Raw genomic sequence first — 20,220 nt, 5'->3', positions numbered from 1 at the left:
AGGCAACGGAAGGAAAAACGCCGTCATGCTGCCAACAGGCAGTTGCGGTAAGACACCCACAAAAACAGCAGCGTTAGACATGTTCCCTCCCGGCAAATTGTCCGGAATTATACGCGCCGAAGAGGTGAATTCAAGCAGAAAAACGCTGTCTTTTCGCGGTGAGCAATCGGTTGCGGTTAGGTGTTTCACCATTCGCTCAAACGCACGGTTCGGATCACTTTTTTACGCTTGCTGGCTGGCAGCGTGATGCCGACAGGAGTATAAGGAATCAAAACATTGTTTCAGTTTGTTTATTTATAGGAGCAGTCATGATTACCGGTAATGTCGACCATCTGGATCTATTCCCCTATCTGCCAGCCAAACTGCGCGAGGCGATTGAGTATGTGAAGCAGCATATCAACGCTGATACCCCGCTTGGCAAGCACGATATCGACGGCAATAAGGTGTTTGTGCTGGTGTCGAATGACAGTACAGAACCGTTTGAGAAACGCCGTGCCGAGTATCATGCCAAATACCTGGATATCCAGATTGTGCTAAACGGCACGGAAGGGATGACCTTCAGCAACTTGCCAGCAGGCAAACCGGATGTGGACTGGCTGGCGGATAAAGATATCGCCTTCCTGCCGTCTGGCGAGCAGGAAAAGCAGGTGATACTGCAGACCGGCGATTTTGTGGTGTTCTTCCCCGGTGAAGTACATAAACCGCTGTGTGCCGTTGGCGAGCCAGCACATGTGCGCAAGGCGGTCGTGAAAATCGACGCCACGCTGGTGCGGTAACCTGACCACCGCAAGCCGTCATGCCTGTAACGGGATATCGGTAATGGGAGAGTGCGCCTTGCGCTCTCCCTGGCTCGTTGATTTCAATATCCTCAATTCCTCTGTCGTTGATTTTCTCGCCGTACTGTTTCTTTCCTCCTTTGCCTGATCCTGCCCGGTATCGGCTCCTCTCTTCATCGTGATTCATGACTGAAACCGGTTGCAGTGGCGATAAAGTTGATGCACTCTGAAACCGGTTTCAGTTTCTGTGAGAGGAAAAGAGATGAGTCAATTACCCGCAGGTTTTTTATGGGGTGGTGCGGTAGCCGCACATCAGTTGGAAGGTGGCTGGAATGCGGGCGGCAAAGGCCCCAGCGTGGTGGATGTGCTTACCGCCGGTGCACACGGCACACTGCGCCGTATTACCGATGGAGTGATCCCCGGCGAGTCCTACCCGAACCACGAAGCGATCGACTTTTATCATCGCTACAAGGATGACATTGCGCTGTTTGCGGAAATGGGCTTCAAGTGTTTTCGCACCAGTATTGCCTGGACGCGTATTTTTCCTCATGGTGATGAGGTTGAGCCGTGTGAGGCCGGGCTTCAGTTTTATGACGACCTGATCGACGAGTTACTCAAACACGGCATTGAGCCGGTACTCACTCTCAGCCATTTTGAGATGCCGTTGCATCTGGTGCAGCAGTACGACGGCTGGATGAGTCGCAAGACGCTGGATTGCTTTGTGCATTTCGCTGCCACGGTTATCGCGCGCTATCAGCACAAAGTGAAATACTGGATGACGTTCAACGAGATCAATAACCAGAAGAATGTATCGGCGGAGATTTTCGGTTGGATGTGTTCCGGGGTGAAATTCCCGCAGAAGGCGAAGCCGGAAGAAGCGATGTATCAGGCGGTGCATCACCAGTTCGTCGCCAGCGCGCTGATCGTCAAAAAAGCGCACGATATCAACCCGGATATCAAAGTGGGCTGCATGTGCGCCTTCGTACCGTACTACCCGTATTCCTGCCATCCGCAGGACGTGATGCTGGCGACACGTGCGATGCACGACCGTTTCTACTTCACCGACGTGCAGGTGCGTGGCCATTACCCGGCCTATGCCCGGCGCGAGTGGGCGCTCAAGGGTTATCACATTCACATGGAGCCACAAGACGAGCAGATCCTTCGGGAAGGCAAGTCGGATTACATTGGGTTTAGCTACTACATGTCGAACGTGGTGAAGCACGATGTACATAGTCACATTGCAGCCAGCATGGACGGCAGTTCTGAACAGTCGATTGCCAATCCGCACCTGAAAGCCAGCGACTGGGGATGGCAGATTGACCCAACCGGGTTGCGCCATGCCCTGGTGACCTTGTATGAACGCTATGAAGTGCCATTGTTTATTGTCGAAAACGGGCTGGGTGCTATCGACAAGCCGGATGCGAATGGCGTGTGTCAGGATGATTACCGCATCGATTACCTGCGCTCGCATATTGAAGCCATGAAGGCGGCGGTATGGGAAGATGGCGTTGACCTGATGGGGTACACGCCGTGGGGTTGTATCGACCTGGTGTCGTTCACCACCGGCGAGATGGCGAAGCGTTACGGTTTTATCTACGTCGACAAGCACGATGACGGCACCGGAACGCTGGCGCGTACGCCGAAAAAATCCTTCTACTGGTATCAGCGGGTGATCGCCTCAAATGGCGAGGTGCTGTAAGTATTTCAGGATGTGCGTGTGGGCCGGATAACGCGGGTTACACCTCAGTTATCTGGCCCCGTTACCGAGCGATATCATGGATATCGCCGATATGACCGCAATAGCGCAGCTGTTGGCAGACTGGCAGCTCAAGGCGCTACACAATTCACCGATCTTACAGTTCGCCGATCTTACAGTTCAACGCTCTGGCTCAATGTCGCGACCATCACCGCTTTGATGGTGTGCATGCGGTTCTCTGCCTGATCAAACACAATGCTGTGAGCTGATTCAAACACGTCGTTGGTGACTTCCATGCCATTGTGCAAGCCATACTGTTCGGCCATTTGCTTGCCAAGGGTGGTCTGGTCATCATGAAATGCTGGCAGGCAGTGCAGGAATTTCACCTGTGGGTTGCCGGTGGCGGCAATCATCGCGGCATTGACCTGATACGGCCGCAGCAGGTTGATACGCTGTTGCCACACCTCTTTCGGCTCACCCATCGAAACCCACACGTCGGTGTAGATAAAGTCCACACCGTTGACTCCGCTCACGACATCTTCCGTCAGCGTGATAGAACCGCCGGTTTTGGCTGCCGCTGCCTGACATTCCGCCACCAGTCCCGCATCCGGCCAGCAGGCTTTCGGCGCGATCAATCTTAGCTCCAGCCCGGTGATAGCGGCGGCTTCCAGCATACTGTTGCCCATGTTATTGCGGGTATCGCCCACATAGGCCAGCTTCATGCCCGACAGCGGTTTACCCGGCAGGTGTTCCTGCATGGTCAGCAGATCCGCCAGCAACTGGGTTGGGTGAAATTCATTGGTCAGCCCGTTCCACACCGGCACGCCGGAAAATTCCGCCAGCGTTTCCACCAGCACCTGACCGTAGCCACGATACTGGATGCCGTCATACATGCGGCCCAGCACCCGGGCGGTGTCTTTCATGGATTCTTTGTGGCCTATCTGGCTACCGCTCGGGCCGAGGTAAGTGACCTGCGCGCCCTGATCGTATGCAGCAACTTCGAAAGAGCAACGAGTACGGGTCGAATCTTTTTCGAAGATGAGTGCGATGTTTTTACCTTGCAGGTGGCGAGTCTCGGAGCCGTTTTTCTTATTCGTTTTGAGGGTGGCAGCGAGGGTCAGCAGGCTGTTGATTTCAGCGGGGGTGAAATCCATCAACCGTAAAAAATGGCGTTTATAGAACGGGTTCATTGTTGTCTTCTCCATGTGGCTCAACACTTCGGTTGAATTAAAATTCACTTTATATGTGTAAATATTCAAATTCAAGTGTCGTGTTCAAACTTTCTGGTGGAGAGAGAGGCTGGCCTGTGGGAAAATGGCTGTCATCTTTGCCGCTTTGATGAGGACTGAGACATGGCAAACCGCGAACTGCTGGAAGAACAACGTGAAGAGACCCGCCTGATCATCGAAGAACTGCTGGAGGACGGCAGCGACCCCGATGCGCTCTACACCATTGAACACCATTTCTCAGCCGAGAAGTTTGAAGAACTGGAGAAAGTGGCGGTAGACGCGTTCAAGCTGGGTTACGAAGTGACCGACGCTGAAGAGATGGAAATGGAAGACGGCGTGGTGCTGATGTGCTGCGACGCTATCAGCGAAGTGGCGCTGAACGCCGAGCTTATCGACCAGCAGGTGGAACAACTGCTGTCGCTGGCTGAACGTCATGGGGTCAACTATGACGGCTGGGGCACCTACTTTGAAGACCCGAACGGCGAAGACGATGAAGACGAGTTCGGTGAAGACGAAGATTTTTATGACGAGGACGATGACGGCAAACGTCATTAATGCCTGAATGCCTGGTCAATGACTATCTTGTGAACCTGTCGCCCGGTTTGTACCGGGCGATATGTTTTCTGCGTGGTGTGCCGTGATGCCACCTGCGTCTTTACCGCATTTTTGCTATTACAGTATTTTTGACATCACCGCATTTTTTAACATCACAGTATTTTTAACATCCTGACTTCACAGTCGACATGGCCGGTGTTGCCCATGGCATGCGCAATGTGTTGAAAACCCAACTTTTCATACAGCGTGATAGCACTGGTCAGGTGTGCGGTGGTTTCCAGATAACAGCGGCGAAACCCTTGCTCACGGCCAAAGGCCAGCGCCTGCTCAGCCAACTGCCGGGCAATACCCCTACCACGCGCCAGCGGCAGGAAATACATTTTCTGTAATTCACAGACATCCGCTTCGCCGCCTGACAACGGGGCCAGCCCGCCGCCACCGACCACTTCACCGTCACATTCCACCACCCAATAGGCACTGGCAGGACGACAATAGAGTTCGAACAGCTGGTCCAGGTTAGGGTCGGAGACGGTATACCCTTTGTCGGCAGTCAGGCCGAATTCAGCGGAAACCAGACGAATAACACGGGCAATCGCCGCGTTGTCGGTGGCCGTAATCGGGCGGGTCAGCAGGGAGATTGGCGCTGAAGTTGTCATGTTGCTCACTCTTATCGGCAGAATCCGGTCAGGTCGAAAACGTCGGCAACAGGCTGACGTGCTCCGATGTGATATGCATCGGCGATTATACGCACCGATGTGCCGCCTCAAAACCTGTTATTGATAACGGCTGTTGTGAAAAGCGCAACCCGAGGGGGAAGCAACAGGTTGTCACCCGAGGGCTGCGGTTTGATGCGGTTTCTCTTCGTTCAGATCTTGATCTGAATTCTCATATGTGAGATTTTTTATCAAAGTTGACATTCAGGATACGCGATGGAACCTTCTCTTTCTGAAACCGATCGCCTTTGCGAAACGGATCGTCGTCTGGCTGAACGGCTGGCGGCACTACGCCGTGAGCGTGGCTGGTCGCTGGACGAACTGTCGCAGCGCAGCGGCATCAGCCGGGCGACCTTGTCGCGTCTGGAGCGTCTGGAGTCGAGCCCGACGGCGGTATTGCTAGGCCGCTTGTGTGCGGTATACGGCTGCACGATGTCGGGTTTGCTGGCTGAAGTCGAACTCCCGTTGCCCCAGAAACTGAGCGTCACGCAGCAGCCGGTGTGGGTTGACCCGGAAACCGGGTTTATCCGTCGTGTCGTCTCCCCGTCTTCCGCTGGTTTTCGGGCCGAAATGATTCACGGCGAGTTACCGGCGGGTGCGCGTATCGACTATAACGCGCCGCCACTCGCGGGGCTGGAACACCACCTGTATGTGCTGGACGGTCAACTGACAATAACGCTGGAAGGGGTTATCCACACGCTTGGCCCACAAGACAGCCTGCGTTATCGCCTGTATGGCAGTTCGGGGTTTCATAATCCCGGCCCTGACCCGGTTCGTTACCTGATAGCGATTTGTACCCCCTGACCGTTTTGCTAAGGAGTTGAATGATGACAGTGACATCCCACCAGGAACCGCTGACGATTCGCATTGATGACCTGACCGGTGAGGCAACCCGAGCGCTGGTGGCCCTGCATCTGGCGGGAATGCACGATAATTCGCCGCCAGAAAGTGTATTCGCACTGGATTTGTCCGGCCTGCAGTCGCCGGATATTACGTTCTGGAGCGTCTGGCGTGGCGAGCAGAAGCCGGTATCGGCGCGTTGAAAATGCTGACGGAGGGGAGCGGAGAACTGAAATCGATGCGCACCCATCCGCAGTGCTTACGTCAGGGCGTGGCGGGCTATCTGCTGGCGCATATTGTGGATGAGGCCCGCCGACGCGGCTTGCCACGCCTGAGTCTGGAAACGGGCCGCGGCCCGGCGTTTGAACCCGCGCTGACGCTGTATCGTAAACACGGTTTTGTTAATGGCGGCGCGTTCGCTGAGTATACGGCCAGCGAATTCAATCAGTTCCTGCATTTATCGCTGTGATGGCGGCGCTGTTTTGACGCCTGATTTCAGTACTTCTTTGTCCTCAGACGACAATATCGACAACCAGCAGGGAACATCAGGCGCTCTTTATACTACCCATGATGCTACGCATGGCGTGCCTGCGCAGAACGGTGACACGGATTATTTCGTGATTATTCTTTAAGGTTAAATTATATGCCGATATAACTAAAATCATCGGCATATAATTATTTTTTTAATCATTAGTCAGCGAGCGTTATTGGGATATTTTACGGGAAATATTAACATCGAAGCCCCTCGTCTATGATTACGGAAGCGTTGTTTTATGGTTAACCGCTTGTTGTCTCGGCTGGCTGCTCTGATGTTGTTGCTCGTTTTTTCCTCTTTTTCGACCGCACAAACATTACAGCCACAAGAAGGGAATTGGGTCGCACCTGAATTCCGATTCCATACCGGAGAAACCATCGATCATCTCCGTATCCATTATTACACCGTGGGTGACAGTAAGAAGCCGGCAGTTTTATTGCTGCACGGGACGAATCAGCCGGTGAGTGCATTATTGGCGGCGGGTTTTGGCGGTGAGTTATTCGGCCCCGGCCAACCGCTGGATGCCAGCAAGTATTTCATCATTATTCCCGAAAGCATCGGCTCCGGAAAATCCGCCAAACCGTCTGACGGCCTGCGCACAAAATTCCCGCAATACGACTACGACGATATGGTGCTGGCGCAATATCGGCTGTTGACCGAAGGTCTCGGTATTACCCATCTACGTTTGGTGATGGGGTACTCGATGGGCGGGATGCAAACCTGGATGTGGGGTGAAAAATACCCGGATATGATGGATGCGCTGGTGCCAATGGCCTCACAGCCGAATGAATTATCTGGCCGTAACTGGATGCTGCGCCGGATGTTAATTGAAACCATCAAGCGCGATCCGGCCTGGAAAAACGGTGACTACACCACGCAGCCGCCGTCATTGCAGACAGCCAACATCATGTTCAGCATCGCTACCACGGGCGGTACGTTAGGCTATCAGAGCAAAGCGCCGACGCGTGCGCTGGCGGACAAGCTGGTCGATGAGCGTCTGGCTGCCCCTGTCACGGCCGATGCTAACGACTTTATTTACATCTGGAATTCCTCGGCGGATTACAACGCCTCACCGGAGTTGGGCCGCATCAAAGCGCCATTGCTGGTGATTAACTCTGCTGATGATGAGCGTAATCCGGTTGAAACAGGAATATTGGAAAGTGAGCTTAAGAAAGTGAAGCATGCCGAATTGTTTTTGATTCCGGCAAGTAAGGAAACCAGCGGTCATGCCACCATGATGTCGGCGAAGTTTTATAAAAATAAGTTGGGTGAATTTTTGGCCGCGGTACCCGCCCATAAGCAATAACAAAAAGTAACCGTAACGGGCCGACGCCTAAACATAATCATGTCGGCCCTTCCTTTCATGATATTTCCTTTTCATTTTTGTTGCGGTTTACGTGTGAGTTGAAGCTCATGGTTTTTCATTGACCAAACAGCAGGGACAATTATGTTTCGTAAGATCAAGATCCGCACAACACTCAGTATTATGGTGTTTTCTTTGGCAGTACTGTCGTTAATTGTCGGCGTGCTGGGGCTGGTTGCCGTTCAGTCGGGGAATAAATCGTTCGCACATGTGGATACGGTGGTGCTGCCGGGGCTGGTGGCGTTAAATGAAAGCTCGGAATTGCTATTGCGCGCCCGTCTGGATTTACGGCTGTATGAATCCCTGATGGGGAAAGGGGATAAAGAGGCCGCCTCTGTGGCGCTTAAACGTGCCAGAGGCAAAATTGATGATGCTGGTAAAAAGTGGCAGGAGTACCTGACTTACCCGCAATCTGAACCGGAAAAAGTCATTTCTTCCGACATGGCTAACAAACGCGACACCCTGATGAATGAGTTCATCAATCCGGCGTTTACCGCGCTGGAAGCCGGGAATCTGGATGATTACCGGCAGCGTGCCGGGAAATCTACCACGCTGTACGCCGACTTTGACAACGCGTCGAAAAAGCTGGTGCAGTACAAACGTCAGAGCATTGACGAGGCTTACAGCGATTCTAACGAACGCGTCAGCCGCATGCAGGTTATTTTGTCGGTGGTGATCGTCTGTGCGTTGGTGCTGGCGGCGCTGGCCTGGTCGATTTTGACCAACCTGGTGGTGAAACCACTCAATCAGGCGATTAGCGTGTTTGGTCGTATTGCGCAAGGTGACCTGCGCGCCAACATTGAGATTCGCGGCAATAACGAAATTGCTCAGTTGTTCGGTGCGGTACAGCATATGCGCGATGGGCTGGAAAACATGGTGCGGGCGGTACGTAACGGCACCGACGCCATCAGCGTCGGCGTTGAAGAGATTGCTTCCGGCAACATTGATCTCTCCAGCCGTACTGAGCAGCAGGCGGCATCGCTGGATGAAACGGCTTCCAGCATGGAGCAGATTCTGTCCACGGTCAGCAACAATGAAGACAACACGCGCAAAGCCAACGATCTGGCGCAGAAAGCGTCGGATTCCGCTTCTCGCGGTGGCAATGTGGTGACGGAAGTGGTCGATACCATGCGTTCTATCCAGCAGAGCTCGGCCCGTATTTCCGATATCGTCGGTGTGATTGACGGTATCGCCTTTCAGACCAACCTGCTGGCGCTGAACGCGGCGGTGGAAGCGGCACGGGCAGGGGAGCAGGGTAAAGGCTTTGCGGTGGTGGCATCCGAAGTGCGTACCCTGGCGCAACGTAGTGCCACGGCGGCCAAAGAGATCGGTTCTATGATCGATAACTCGCTAAGCCGCATTGAAAAAGGTGCCGGGCTGGTGGAAATGGCCGGTAAGACTATGGATGAGATCCTGTCGGATGTCCGCAAAGTGGTGGATATCATGGGTGAGATCATGCTGTCTTCCGGTGAACAGAGCCGGGGGATTTCGCAGATCAATATCGCGATCACTCAGATGGACGGCGTGACCCAGCAGAACGCCAGCCTGGTGGCTGAGGTGGCGACGGCGGCAAGCTCGCTACAGGCACAGGTGACACACCTGCAACAGTCGATAGCCAGTTTCCGGCTGGATAACGAGCCTCAACACCGATTGGGCGACAACCTCGGAACACAGCCGCGCGTCGCACTGGTTGGTTCACGGTAAGTCGCACCGGATAGTGGTCAGCGTTACATCAAATAGCAGTGCATGAAATAGCAGCGTATGAAATAACCGCTCATCAAATAAAAAGCCCCGCGATAATACGCAGGGCTTTTTTCTTTTCATCAATCAAGCATTCATCAATCAAATGGCTATCAAGCAGGCTAATACCGGGTGTACCGGTGTTAGCCTGTAGCGTGATTACAGTGCAGCGATGGTGGCCTGTTGTTCCAGCAGTTTAGCTTTGGCGGCGGCGTAACCGTCGCGTTTTTCACGCTCTTTGGCAACCACGGCTTCTGGTGCGCGCGCGACAAAACCTTCGTTGGACAGCTTGCTGTCGATGCGGCCGATTTCCACCTCGAGTTTCGCCACTTCTTTGGCCAGCCTGTCCAGTTCGGCTACTTTGTCGATAAGGCCTGCCATCGGGATCAGCAGCTCAGCGCCCTCTACCAGCTTGGTGACGGAGACCGGGCCTTTATCGCCAGCCGGTAACAGCGTGATGCTCTCCAGACGCGCCAGCGTCTGAATAAAGCCGAGGTTGTCCTGCACACGGCGGGTGGCATCGGCGGACGCGTCGCGCAGCAGCAGCGCCAGCGGCTTGCTGGGCGCGATGTTCATTTCGGCACGGATGTTACGTACCGCGATAATCGCTTGCTTGATCCACTCCAGATCGTTAAACGCCAGCTCGTCTTCCAGTGCGGCATCAAAGGCCGGGAACGGCTGCAGCATAATCGTATCGGCGCTCACGCCTTTCAGTACCTTCACTCGTTGCCAGATGGTTTCGGTAATGAACGGGATGATCGGGTGAGCCAGACGCAACAGCGCTTCCAGTACCGTGACCAGCGTATGACGTGTGCCGCGCAGTTCAGCGTCGCTGCCGCCGTTCATCACCGGCTTGGTCAGCTCCAGATACCAGTCACAGAACTGGTTCCAGGTGAACTCGTAGAGCACGTTGGCTGCCAGGTCGAAACGGTAGCTGTCCAGCGCTTCGCGATAGGCTTTCACTGTGCGGTTGAATTCCGCCAGAATCCAACGGTCTGCCAGTGACAGCACTTTTTCGCCACCGTTAAAACCGCAATCCTGCTCTTCGGTATTCATCAGCACGAAACGGCTGGCGTTCCACAGCTTATTACAGAAGTTGCGGTACCCTTCCAGACGTTTCATGTCCCAGTTGATGTCGCGGCCAGTAGAAGCCAGCGCCGCCAGCGTAAAGCGCAGGGCATCGGTGCCGTGCGGTTCAATGCCGTTCGGGAACTGTTTTTCGGTGCGCTTGCGGATTTTTTCCGCCAGCTGTGGCTGCATCATATTGCCGGTGCGTTTTTCCAGCAGTGCTTCCAGCGAAATACCGTCCACCATATCCAGCGGGTCGATCACGTTGCCCTTGGATTTAGACATCTTCTGGCCTTCCTCATCGCGGATAAGGCCGGTCATGTAGACGGTATGGAACGGTACCTGTGGCTTGCCGTCTTCATCTTTGATGAAGTGCATGGTCATCATGATCATGCGGGCGATCCAGAAGAAAATGATGTCAAAGCCGCTGACCATCACGCTGCTGGGGTGGAAGGCTTTCAGTTCCGGGGTTTGCTCCGGCCAGCCGAGTGTGGAGAACGTCCACAGGGCGGAGGAGAACCAGGTATCCAGCACGTCGTCGTCCTGGCGCAACGCCACATCTGCCGCCAGATGATTCTCGCGGCGCACTTCTTGTTCATCACGGCCGACGTAGACCTTGCCGTTATCGTCGTACCATGCCGGGATGCGATGACCCCACCACAGCTGACGGGAGATACACCAGTCCTGAATGTCGCGCATCCAACTGAAGTACATGTTTTCGTACTGTTTCGGAACGAACTGGATACGGCCGTCTTCCACCGCTTCCACCGCCGGTTTGGCCAGCACAGCGGCACGGACGTACCACTGGTCGGTCAGCATCGGCTCGATGACCACGCCGCCACGGTCGCCATAAGGAACGGTCAGGTCGTGCGCTTTAATTTCTTCCAGCAGGCCCAGCTCGTCAAACGCCGCGACCACCGCTTTACGGGCAGCAAAACGCTCCAGCCCGCGGAACGCGTCGGGAATGTCATTGCTGTAGACGGTGCTGGATTCGCCGTTGGTGTTGAAGACTTCCGCTTCCTGGCGGATATCGCCGTCGAACGTCAGGATATTGATCATCGGCAACTGATGGCGTTTACCGACTTCGTAGTCGTTGAAGTCGTGCGCCGGGGTGATCTTCACGCAGCCGGTGCCTTTTTCCATATCGGCGTGTTCGTCACCGACGATCGGAATACGGCGACCAACCAGCGGCAGGATCAAAAACTTGCCGATCAGATCTTTATAGCGCGGATCTTCCGGGTTGACCGCCACACCAGTATCACCCAGAACGGTTTCCGGACGGGTGGTAGCGACCACCAGATAATCTTTACCGTCGGCGGTTTTTGCGCCGTCCGCCAGCGGGTAGCGCAGGTGCCACATCGAGCCTTTGACGTCGCGGTTTTCCACTTCCAAATCGGAGATGGCGGTGCGCAGTTTCGGGTCCCAGTTCACCAGACGTTTGCCACGGTAGATCAAGTCTTCCTGATACAAGCGCACAAACACTTCTTTCACCGCGTTGGACAAGCCGTCGTCCATGGTGAAACGCTCGCGCTCCCAGTCTACTGAGTTGCCCAGGCGACGCATCTGACGGGTAATGGTGCCGCCGGATTCTGCCTTCCACTGCCAGATTTTATCGATGAAGGCATCACGGCCGTAATCATGGCGGGTTTTGCCTTCTTCAGCGGCGATTTTACGTTCCACGACCATCTGGGTGGCGATACCAGCATGGTCGGTACCTGCCTGCCACAGGGTGTTTTTACCCTGCATACGCTGGTAGCGGATCATCGTATCCATAATGGTTTGCTGGAAAGCATGGCCCATGTGCAGGCTGCCGGTCACGTTGGGCGGCGGGATCATGATGCTGAAACTTTCTTTGCTGGTGTCGCCGTTGGGTTTGAAGTAACCCTGTTGTTCCCAGTGCTCGTACAGCGGCTGCTCGATATCGTGCGGGTTGTATGTCTTTTCCATTATGCTCAAAAAGTCAGTGAGTTGGCGGCGTCGCCGTGGTCAATTGGAAGCCGACGCTGCGATAGGCTTTGTAGCGGTCGCGCGCCAACTGTTTCAGAGATTCGTCGTAAGGGACGAAGTCTATCACTTCATGGAAAGAGGTGGCAAAATCTGCGAACTGCGGCATTAGGCTAATCAACAGGTCGCGTGGTGCGTTGCCGCGTTTTTGCGGCCAGGCCAGCTCTACCGGTGAGCCTTGCCGCGGCCCTTCACCCGCCAGATTGTGCGGCACGAACGCGTGGGGTTCACGCTGCCACAACGCTTCGTCCAGCCTGAGTGCCTGTTGCTCGTCTTCACAGGCGATCAGTACGCGCTGACCCGCGCGCCAGCGCGCGGCAGCCAGCTCACAGGCCAGCACTTCACAGGCGTTCAACTCGCCGCTGGAGCGGTCGCTCTCGATGAGATAGAAGGTCGCGTTTTTCATGGTGCTCCGCATACCGATGAGGGTTACAGACAGAATAACAAATCCCCGCAAGCGCGGGGATCAGGCCGGAAGGGGATGAATGCGCCACCGGCGGGCGGCGGCGATTGCCGATGATTACTCGGCGTCATTCAACCCGGCGCGGTTTAACAGGAACTGCGACAGCAACGCCACCGGACGACCGGTCGCGCCTTTCGCCTTGCCGGAACGCCAGGCGGTGCCAGCGATATCCAGATGCGCCCAACTGTACTTGCGGGTAAAGCGCGACAGGAAGCACGCCGCGGTAATGGCACCACCCGGACGACCGCCGATGTTCGCCATATCAGCGAAGTTGGAGTCCAACTGTTCCTGATATTCATCGCCCAGCGGCAGACGCCAGGCGCGGTCACCCGCTTGTTCCGAGGCACCCAGCAGTTCGTGAGCCAGCGGATTGTGGTTCGACATCAACCCGGTCAGGTGATGCCCCAGTGCGATGACGCAGGCACCGGTCAGGGTGGCGACGTCAATCACCACATCCGGCTCGAAACGCTCGACGTAGGTGAGGGTATCGCACAGCACCAGACGGCCTTCGGCGTCGGTATTCAGCACTTCCACGGTTTGGCCGGACATGGTGGTCAGAATGTCGCCGGGACGATAGGAGCGGCCATCCACCATGTTTTCGCAACCGGCCAGCACGCCGATGATGTTGAGCGGCAATGCCAGTTCCGCCGCCACACGCATGACGCCATACACCGACGCGGCACCGCACATGTCGTACTTCATTTCGTCCATGCTGTCGGCTGGTTTGATGGATATACCACCTGCATCAAACGTCAGGCCCTTGCCGACCAACACGATAGGTTTGCTGTTGCTGTCCGGCGCGCCTTTGTATTCGATAACCGACATCAGCGATTCATTTTGTGAACCTTGCCCGACAGCCAGATAGGCGTTCATCCCCAGCTCTTTCATCTGCTGTTCGCCGATGACGCGGGTGGTAATCTGGCTATAACCGTCGGCCAACTGGCGCGCCTGCGAGGCCAGGTAGGCGGCGTTGCAGATATTAGGCGGCATGTTGCCCAGATCTTTGGCCGCCTTGATGCCTGACGCAATCGCCAGACCATGCTGAATGGCACGCTCGCCGGAGGTCAGTTCGCGGCGGGTCGGCACATTGAACACCATCTTGCGCAAGGGGCGACGCAGCTCGACCTTGTTGGTCTTTAATTGATCAAAGGTATACAGCGTTTCTTTGGCGGTTTCGACCGCCTGACGCACTTTCCAATAGGTATTGCGGCCTTTTACATGCAGTTCGGTCAAAAAGCAGACCGCTTCCATCGAGCCGGTTTCATTGAGGGCGTTGATGGTTTTCTGAATAACCTGCTTGTACTGGCGCTCATCGAGCTCGCGCTCTTTACCGCAGCCAATCAGCAAAATACGCTCGGAAAGGATATTGGGGACATGGTGCAACAGCAGGGATTGCCCCACCTTACCTTCCAGCTCGCCACGGCGAAGTAACGCGCTGATGTAACCATCGCTGATTTTATCGAGTTGTTCTGCGATAGGGGACAGCCGACGCGGTTCAAACACGCCGACGACAATGCAGGCACTGCGTTGTTTTTCCGGGCTACCGCTTTTTACGCTGAACTCCATGAACTCTCCTGAATCTTTAAAGACAACGGTGGGATCTACGGCTAGAATGTGACATTCCGTAATATTTTCCCGCCGTTGCGTTAACATAACCTGTGTTAATCTAAACGACGTAGCGAATCTGTGCGAGGATACTCAGCAGGTTCTGATAAACATCCCACAAACAGGGATGTTTTAATAATGCTTTAGCTACGAAGGTTGCCACAAATGAGTGTAAATGGCGAGTTAGCGAAAAAACTATCGACTTTCCTGCAAAAATACAAGTTTTCACAGGCGTAATTAAGCGTGATCATCATTCGATATCTGGTACGGGAAACCTTCAAGAGCCAGGTGGCCATTCTGTTCATCTTGTTACTGATTTTTTTCTGTCAGAAACTGGTGCGGATATTGGGCGCTGCCGTGGACGGCGACATCCCGACCAATCTGGTTTTATCCCTGCTGGGGCTCGGTGTGCCTGAGATGGCGCAACTGATTTTGCCTCTGAGTCTTTTCCTCGGGCTGCTGATGACCTTTGGTCGGCTTTACGCTGAAAGCGAAATCACCGTGATGCATGCCTGCGGGCTCAGTAAAAACGTGTTGCTGAAAGCTGCACTGGTGCTGGCGTTGCTGACGGCGTCGCTGGCTACCGCCAACGTGCTGTGGCTAAGCCCCTGGTCGTCACGCCATCAGGACGAGGTGCTGGCGGAAGCACGTGCCAACCCCGGTATGGCGTCGCTGGCGGAAGGCCAGTTCCAGCAGACGCAAGACGGCAACTCGGTGCTGTTTGTCGGCAAGGTCAATGGCGGCGATTTCGAACGGGTTTTTCTGGCGCAACTGCACCCGCGTGAGAACACCCGCCCGTCGGTGGTCGTGGCGGATAAAGGTACGGTAGCGGCGCGTGGCGACGGTTCCCAGGTGGTAACGCTCAGCAAAGGCACCCGTTATGAAGGCACGGCGATGCTGCGTGATTTTCGTATCACCGATTTTATCAACTATCAGGCCATTGTCGGCTATCAACAGGTGGCAGTTGATCCCACTAACGTTGAGCAGATGAGCTTCAAAACGCTGTGGCGTTCATCCGATATTGCCGCCCGCGCAGAGTTCCACTGGCGACTGACGTTGATTTTCTCCGTGCTGATGATGGCGGTGATGGTGGTGCCACTGAGTGTGGTGAACCCCCGTCAAGGGCGTGTGCTGAGTATGCTGCCAGCAATGCTGTTGTACCTGGTGTTTTTCCTGTTACAGAGTTCGCTGCGTTCTAACGCGGGCAAGGGCAAGCTCGACCCGATGGTATGGATGTGGCTGACCAATCTGGTCTATCTGTCGCTGGCTGTCCTGCTGAACCTGTGGGATAGCGTACCGCTGCGTAAAATCCGCGCCAGCCTGAAATCGGGTCATCGCCAGAACGTAGAAGGAGCGGCCTGATATGTTTCGCGTACTGGACCGCTATATCGGTAAAACCATTTTCAACACCATCATGATGACGCTGTTCATGCTGGTGTCCCTCTCTGGCATTATCAAATTTGTCGATCAACTGCGAAAAGTCGGGCAGGGCGGCTACTCCGTGGCAGGGGCCGGGCTTTATACGTTGTTGAGCGTGCCGAAAGACATCGAGATCTTCTTCCCGATGGCGGCGCTGCTGGGCGCGCTGCTGGGGCTGGGTGCGCTGGCTACCCGCAGTGAACTGGTGGTGATGCAGGCTTCCGGCTTTACCCGGTTGCAAATTGCGGGCTCCGTCATGAAAACCGCCATTCCGTTGGTGCTGCTGACGATGGCTATCGGTGAATGGGTGGCGCCGGCGGGCGAACAAATGGCGCGTAACTACCGTTCACAGATGATGTACGGCGGTTCGATGCTGTCGACCCAAAGCGGCTTGTGGGCTAAAGACGGCAACGACTTTGTCTATATCCAGCGCGTTGCGGGAGACAATGAGCTACAGGGCGTCAACCTCTATCACTTTGACAAGCACAGCAAACTGTTGTCAGTGCGCTATGCTGCCTCGGCCGTGTATGAGAACGGCAGTTGGAAACTGTCTCAGGTTGAAGAATCCGACCTGAACGACAGTAAACAGATTGGCGGCAGCCAGACGGTGAGCGGCGAATGGAAAACCAATCTGACGCCGGACAAGCTCGGCGTGGTGGCGCTCGATCCTGACGCGCTTTCTATCCGTGGCTTGTACGACTACATTAAGTACCTGCGCCAGAGCGGGCAGGAAGCGAACCGTTACCAGCTCAACATGTGGAGCAAACTCTTTGCGCCGCTGTCTGTGGCGGTGATGATGCTGATGGCACTGTCGTTCATCTTCGGCCCGCTGCGAAGCGTACCGGCGGGTATGCGAATCGTCATCGGTATCAGCTTCGGCTTTCTGTTTTACGTGCTGGACCAGATCTTTGGCCCGCTCAGTCTGGTGTACCACATTCCGCCGGTGCTGGGGGCGTTGTTGCCGAGCGCGTTGTTCCTGTTCATTAGCGTTATGCTGCTGCTAAAACGGCGCTAATCTCTCTTTTCACGAAACGGGCGCGCTTATAACAGCGCGCCCGTTTTTTTATCTGCATTGCACGTCCGACGCTGTAAAACTGCTGCCACGGCAACACATTACTGCGCTAAAAACACCCTAACGGCGATTTTTTCAGCGCTTGCAACGCCAGACGACGGATTAGGGTTGCACCGAGCCCGCACAAAGGTATAATCCACCACGTTTTCCGCAAAGTACTACTTCGTGCCGAAGTGGCGAAATCGGTAGACGCAGTTGATTCAAAATCAACCGTAGAAATACGTGCCGGTTCGAGTCCGGCCTTCGGCACCAACAGTATATAAATAGACGTCAACCGACGTCTTTTTTTATGCCTGAAATCCAGTGTTTACCCGCCTTTCCCGCTATATTCATTCTCTCAGGGTCAACCGACATCCATGTGCATCTACCAACAGTTGTTGGTACAGATGATGGTATTTTCGGTTCGATATGCTTGTACCAACGGGGAGGAGATAAGTATGGCGCTCACTGATATCAAAGTCAGAACAGCCAAGCCTTCGGATAAATGGTGGGCTGATTTCCTCGATGTGAACCGGGAGAAGGTGGTGAGTGTGTTTGATTTTGGGACGTTGAGTAATCAACTAAAATAGAAACTTTTCTTTTTCTGCATCTGTTCTGAAAAATTTCACATAAATGGCATTTTCTACTGATTTTTGAATAGGTGGAAAATGCTTTTTATTTTTTGTCATGGTTGGTTTTCACTTCAGTATGCCACTTTCGCCGAATACCTAGCGCTGCTAATCCATGGCCCAATCTCAGTGTTCATTTATTTGCCCGTATCGTTTGCGGTAGCCTTCGTTGCAGGTATTATTTTGTGAATTACATTCTAAAACCGAATTTATACTTGAGCATCTTCGCGCTATGGCAGTGATCTCTTCTAAGGATTTTCATGACTAACACCAACCTTTCTCAAACGGCTGCCTTTATCTGGTCCGTTGCTGACTTGCTTCGCGGTGATTTTAAGCAATCCCAGTATGGGCTCATGATTTTGCCTTTTACGCTGCTGCGTCGCCTTGAGTGTGTGTTAGCCGCGAGTAAAGAAGCGGTGGTAGCGGAAGCCGAAAAACTAAAGGCCAGTCCCTTGCCGGAAGAAAGGAGAGAGAGGTTTTTATTACGCGCTACGAATGGCTTGTCGTTCTTTAATACCTCGCCAATGGATCTCGGCAAAATAGGGCAGAATGACATCAAGGCGAACCTTGAGAATTACGTTCAGTGTTTCTCAAAGGATGCGCGTGAAATCTTTGAGTATTTCAAATTCAGCGAGTTTGTTGGCCTGTTGGATGATGCCAATCTACTGTTCAAAATTGTTAAGAAATTCGCCACTACCGATCTGAGCCCTGAGGCCATTTCTAACCATGAAATGGGGCTGGTGTTTGAAGAGCTGATCCGTCGTTTTGCGGAGAGTTCGAACGAGACGGCTGGAGAGCACTTTACCCCACGCGATATCGTGCGCTTAACCACTTCGCTGGTGTTTATGGAAGATAATGATGCGTTGTCGAAAGGCGGCATCATTCGCACCATTTACGACCCGACGGCGGGAACGGGCGGCTTCCTTTCTGCCGGCATGGAGTATGTGCACGAGCTTAACCCGAATGCGGTGATGCGGGCTTTTGGTCAGGAATTGAACCCCGAGTCCTATGCCATCTGTAAAGCCGACATGCTGATTAAAGGACAAGATGTTAGCCGTATCAAACTGGGCAACACCCTTTCTAACGATCAGCTACCGCAAGACCAGTTCGACTACATGCTGTCGAACCCGCCGTTTGGTGTGGACTGGAAAAAGATTGAAGGTGAAATTAACGATGAGCATCAACTGAAAGGCTTTAACGGTCGTTTTGGCCCAGGTTTGCCCCGCGTCTCTGATGGTTCTCTGTTGTTCCTTCTGCATCTGATCAGCAAAATGCGTGATACCCATAATCCAGATGGTTCAATCAATGGTGGTGGGCGTATCGGCATTATCCTCAACGGTTCTCCGCTGTTTACCGGTGGTGCGGGTAGCGGTGAGAGCGAAATCCGTCGCTATATTCTGGAAGCTGATTTGCTGGAAGGTATTGTCGCGCTGCCGACGGATATGTTCTACAACACCGGGATCGCCACTTACGTCTGGATTTTGTCGAATAAGAAAGCACCAGAGCGTAAAGGTAAGGTCCAACTGATTGATGGCACCAACTTGTGCGGCAAGATGCGTAAGTCTCTCGGCTCCAAGCGCAATTTGATGGGCGAGGATGACATCAAACTGATCACCCGCACGTTTGGTGCTTTTGAGGTGGTTGAGGCGATTTCTCTGGAAGCCTTAGGTCTTGAAAAAGCACCGGAGCAAAAATCCAACCGTGGTCGCCAGTCTGCAACGGCCAAAACGGAAGCCCCGAAAACCTTTGCCAGCAAAATCTTCAACAGTACCGATTTTGGTTACCGCCGCCTGACCATTGAGCGCCCGCTGCGTTTGTCGGCGCAAGTGACAGATGAAGCGATCGCGACTCTGCGCTTTGCGCCGAAGCCGTTTAACGCGCCGATGGAACGTCTGTATGACGAATTCGCTGCGCAGTGGCAGGAATCTCACTACGGTGATTTTGCAGAAATTGAAGCGGAAGCCCGCGCGATTATCAAAGCGGAATTTGCTGAGCTGAAAGAGAAGCAAATTAAAGACTTGCTGGATAGCAAACTGTGGCTGGCGCAGCGCGAATTAATGGAAAAAGCACAGCAGATTCAAGCGGCGTTAGGCACACAAGCCGGTGGGAAAGCGCAAGTTAGCGACGATTTTAACCAGTTCCAACTTACCCTGAAAGGGGCGATCAAAACCGCAGGCGTTAAGCTCGATACCAAAGAGAACAAACAGTTTATCGGCGCGATTACCACGAAAAACCCGGATGCTGAGCCGGTGGTGAAAAAGGTGCTGAAAGAAGCCGCTAAGCCGCTGTACGGTGCGTTTGAATACAAAGGTAAAGTGGTGGAGTTCGAGCAGGATAGTGATCTGCGTGAAAGTGAAAATGTACCATTGAATCCTTCAATTGCTACCGATGACTTGATAGAGCATTACTTCAAAACCGAGGTTTTGCCACATGCTGCGGACGCATGGATTAATGCTAACAGACGCGATAATAAAGATCTTGATGTTGGTGTGGTTGGTTATGAGATTAATTTTTATTCCCTTTTCCAAAAGAAT

14 protein-coding genes, 1 tRNA gene and 2 pseudogenes are annotated in these 20,220 nt (G+C 53.9%); 12 read left to right on the top strand and 5 right to left on the bottom strand.

All coding sequences use genetic code 11. The features are described 5' to 3' along the window. Window positions 1-308: 308 nt before the first annotated feature. Both LF929_RS18635 and LF929_RS18630 read left to right on the top strand, forming a co-directional pair. Complete coding sequence (locus tag LF929_RS18635; RefSeq protein ID WP_016943023.1) at window positions 309-776, top strand: YhcH/YjgK/YiaL family protein; 468 nt, start codon at window positions 309-311, stop codon at window positions 774-776. A 262-nt stretch (window positions 777-1,038) separates the two neighbouring features. Next, window positions 1,039-2,475 (top strand): 6-phospho-beta-glucosidase, encoded by a 1,437-nt coding sequence (locus LF929_RS18630; RefSeq protein WP_210174438.1) that lies wholly within the window; start codon window positions 1,039-1,041, stop codon window positions 2,473-2,475. Window positions 2,476-2,645: 170 nt separating this feature from the next. Here LF929_RS18630 and argF read toward each other — a convergent pair whose 3' ends face one another. Then, window positions 2,646-3,662: an ornithine carbamoyltransferase gene (gene argF, locus LF929_RS18625; RefSeq protein WP_038906854.1), complete on the bottom strand. Its 1,017-nt coding sequence runs from the start codon at window positions 3,660-3,662 to the stop codon at window positions 2,646-2,648. Window positions 3,663-3,824: 162 nt separating this feature from the next. On the opposite strand from argF, the gene rraB reads away from it, so the two are divergent. Further along, a complete protein-coding gene (rraB, locus tag LF929_RS18620) occupies window positions 3,825-4,256 on the top strand; it encodes a ribonuclease E inhibitor RraB (RefSeq protein WP_012883127.1) in 432 nt (143 codons plus the stop codon). A gap of 152 nt (window positions 4,257-4,408) precedes the next feature. Here rraB and LF929_RS18615 read toward each other — a convergent pair whose 3' ends face one another. Further along, window positions 4,409-4,912 (bottom strand): GNAT family N-acetyltransferase, encoded by a 504-nt coding sequence (locus tag LF929_RS18615; RefSeq protein ID WP_038906855.1) that lies wholly within the window; start codon window positions 4,910-4,912, stop codon window positions 4,409-4,411. 273 nt (window positions 4,913-5,185) lie between these two features. Here LF929_RS18615 and LF929_RS18610 point away from each other — a divergent pair, with 273 nt between their 5' ends. The 4 genes and pseudogenes from LF929_RS18610 to LF929_RS18595 all read left to right on the top strand — a co-directional run bounded on the left by LF929_RS18610 (window position 5,186) and on the right by LF929_RS18595 (window position 9,411). Further along, the gene (locus tag LF929_RS18610; RefSeq protein ID WP_038906856.1) at window positions 5,186-5,773 is read left to right on the top strand and encodes a helix-turn-helix domain-containing protein; all 588 of its coding nucleotides are present in this window, start codon (window positions 5,186-5,188) and stop codon (window positions 5,771-5,773) included. A gap of 23 nt (window positions 5,774-5,796) precedes the next feature. Next, window positions 5,797-6,278, top strand: a pseudogene (locus LF929_RS18605) (GNAT family N-acetyltransferase). Between the two features lie 304 nt (window positions 6,279-6,582). Further along, window positions 6,583-7,650 carry an alpha/beta fold hydrolase gene (locus LF929_RS18600; RefSeq protein ID WP_226093091.1) on the top strand — a complete coding sequence of 356 codons (1,068 nt, stop codon included), beginning with the start codon at window positions 6,583-6,585 and terminating at the stop codon, window positions 7,648-7,650. A 141-nt stretch (window positions 7,651-7,791) separates the two neighbouring features. After that, the gene (locus tag LF929_RS18595) at window positions 7,792-9,411 is read left to right on the top strand and encodes a methyl-accepting chemotaxis protein (protein WP_168364799.1); all 1,620 of its coding nucleotides are present in this window, start codon (window positions 7,792-7,794) and stop codon (window positions 9,409-9,411) included. A 195-nt stretch (window positions 9,412-9,606) separates the two neighbouring features. Here LF929_RS18595 and LF929_RS18590 read toward each other — a convergent pair whose 3' ends face one another. The 3 genes from LF929_RS18590 to pepA form a co-directional block, all read right to left on the bottom strand. Further along, window positions 9,607-12,462: a valine--tRNA ligase gene (locus tag LF929_RS18590; RefSeq protein ID WP_226093092.1), complete on the bottom strand. Its 2,856-nt coding sequence runs from the start codon at window positions 12,460-12,462 to the stop codon at window positions 9,607-9,609. Window positions 12,463-12,475: 13 nt separating this feature from the next. Continuing rightward, window positions 12,476-12,925: a DNA polymerase III subunit chi gene (locus LF929_RS18585; protein ID WP_226093093.1), complete on the bottom strand. Its 450-nt coding sequence runs from the start codon at window positions 12,923-12,925 to the stop codon at window positions 12,476-12,478. 114 nt (window positions 12,926-13,039) lie between these two features. Continuing rightward, a complete protein-coding gene (gene pepA / locus LF929_RS18580) occupies window positions 13,040-14,548 on the bottom strand; it encodes a leucyl aminopeptidase (protein ID WP_012883139.1) in 1,509 nt (502 codons plus the stop codon). A 282-nt stretch (window positions 14,549-14,830) separates the two neighbouring features. On the opposite strand from pepA, the gene lptF reads away from it, so the two are divergent. The 5 genes and pseudogenes from lptF to LF929_RS18555 form a co-directional block, all read left to right on the top strand. Continuing rightward, window positions 14,831-15,949 (top strand): LPS export ABC transporter permease LptF, encoded by a 1,119-nt coding sequence (gene lptF, locus LF929_RS18575; protein ID WP_226093094.1) that lies wholly within the window; start codon window positions 14,831-14,833, stop codon window positions 15,947-15,949. A gap of 1 nt (window position 15,950) precedes the next feature. Then, complete coding sequence (gene lptG / locus LF929_RS18570; protein WP_038903144.1) at window positions 15,951-17,021, top strand: LPS export ABC transporter permease LptG; 1,071 nt, start codon at window positions 15,951-15,953, stop codon at window positions 17,019-17,021. A gap of 224 nt (window positions 17,022-17,245) precedes the next feature. Continuing rightward, a tRNA-Leu gene (locus tag LF929_RS18565) sits at window positions 17,246-17,330 on the top strand. A gap of 185 nt (window positions 17,331-17,515) precedes the next feature. Next, the gene (locus tag LF929_RS18560; RefSeq protein WP_264085002.1) at window positions 17,516-17,647 is read left to right on the top strand and encodes a hypothetical protein; all 132 of its coding nucleotides are present in this window, start codon (window positions 17,516-17,518) and stop codon (window positions 17,645-17,647) included. Between the two features lie 299 nt (window positions 17,648-17,946). Next, window positions 17,947-20,199, top strand: a pseudogene (locus tag LF929_RS18555) (N-6 DNA methylase); the annotation flags it as partial. Between the last annotated feature and the right edge of the window lie 21 nt (window positions 20,200-20,220).

It is taken from the genome of Dickeya oryzae, from assembly GCF_020406815.2.
Lineage (GTDB): Bacteria > Pseudomonadota > Gammaproteobacteria > Enterobacterales > Enterobacteriaceae > Dickeya > Dickeya oryzae.
This window is presented reverse-complemented; position numbering and strand designations above follow the sequence as displayed.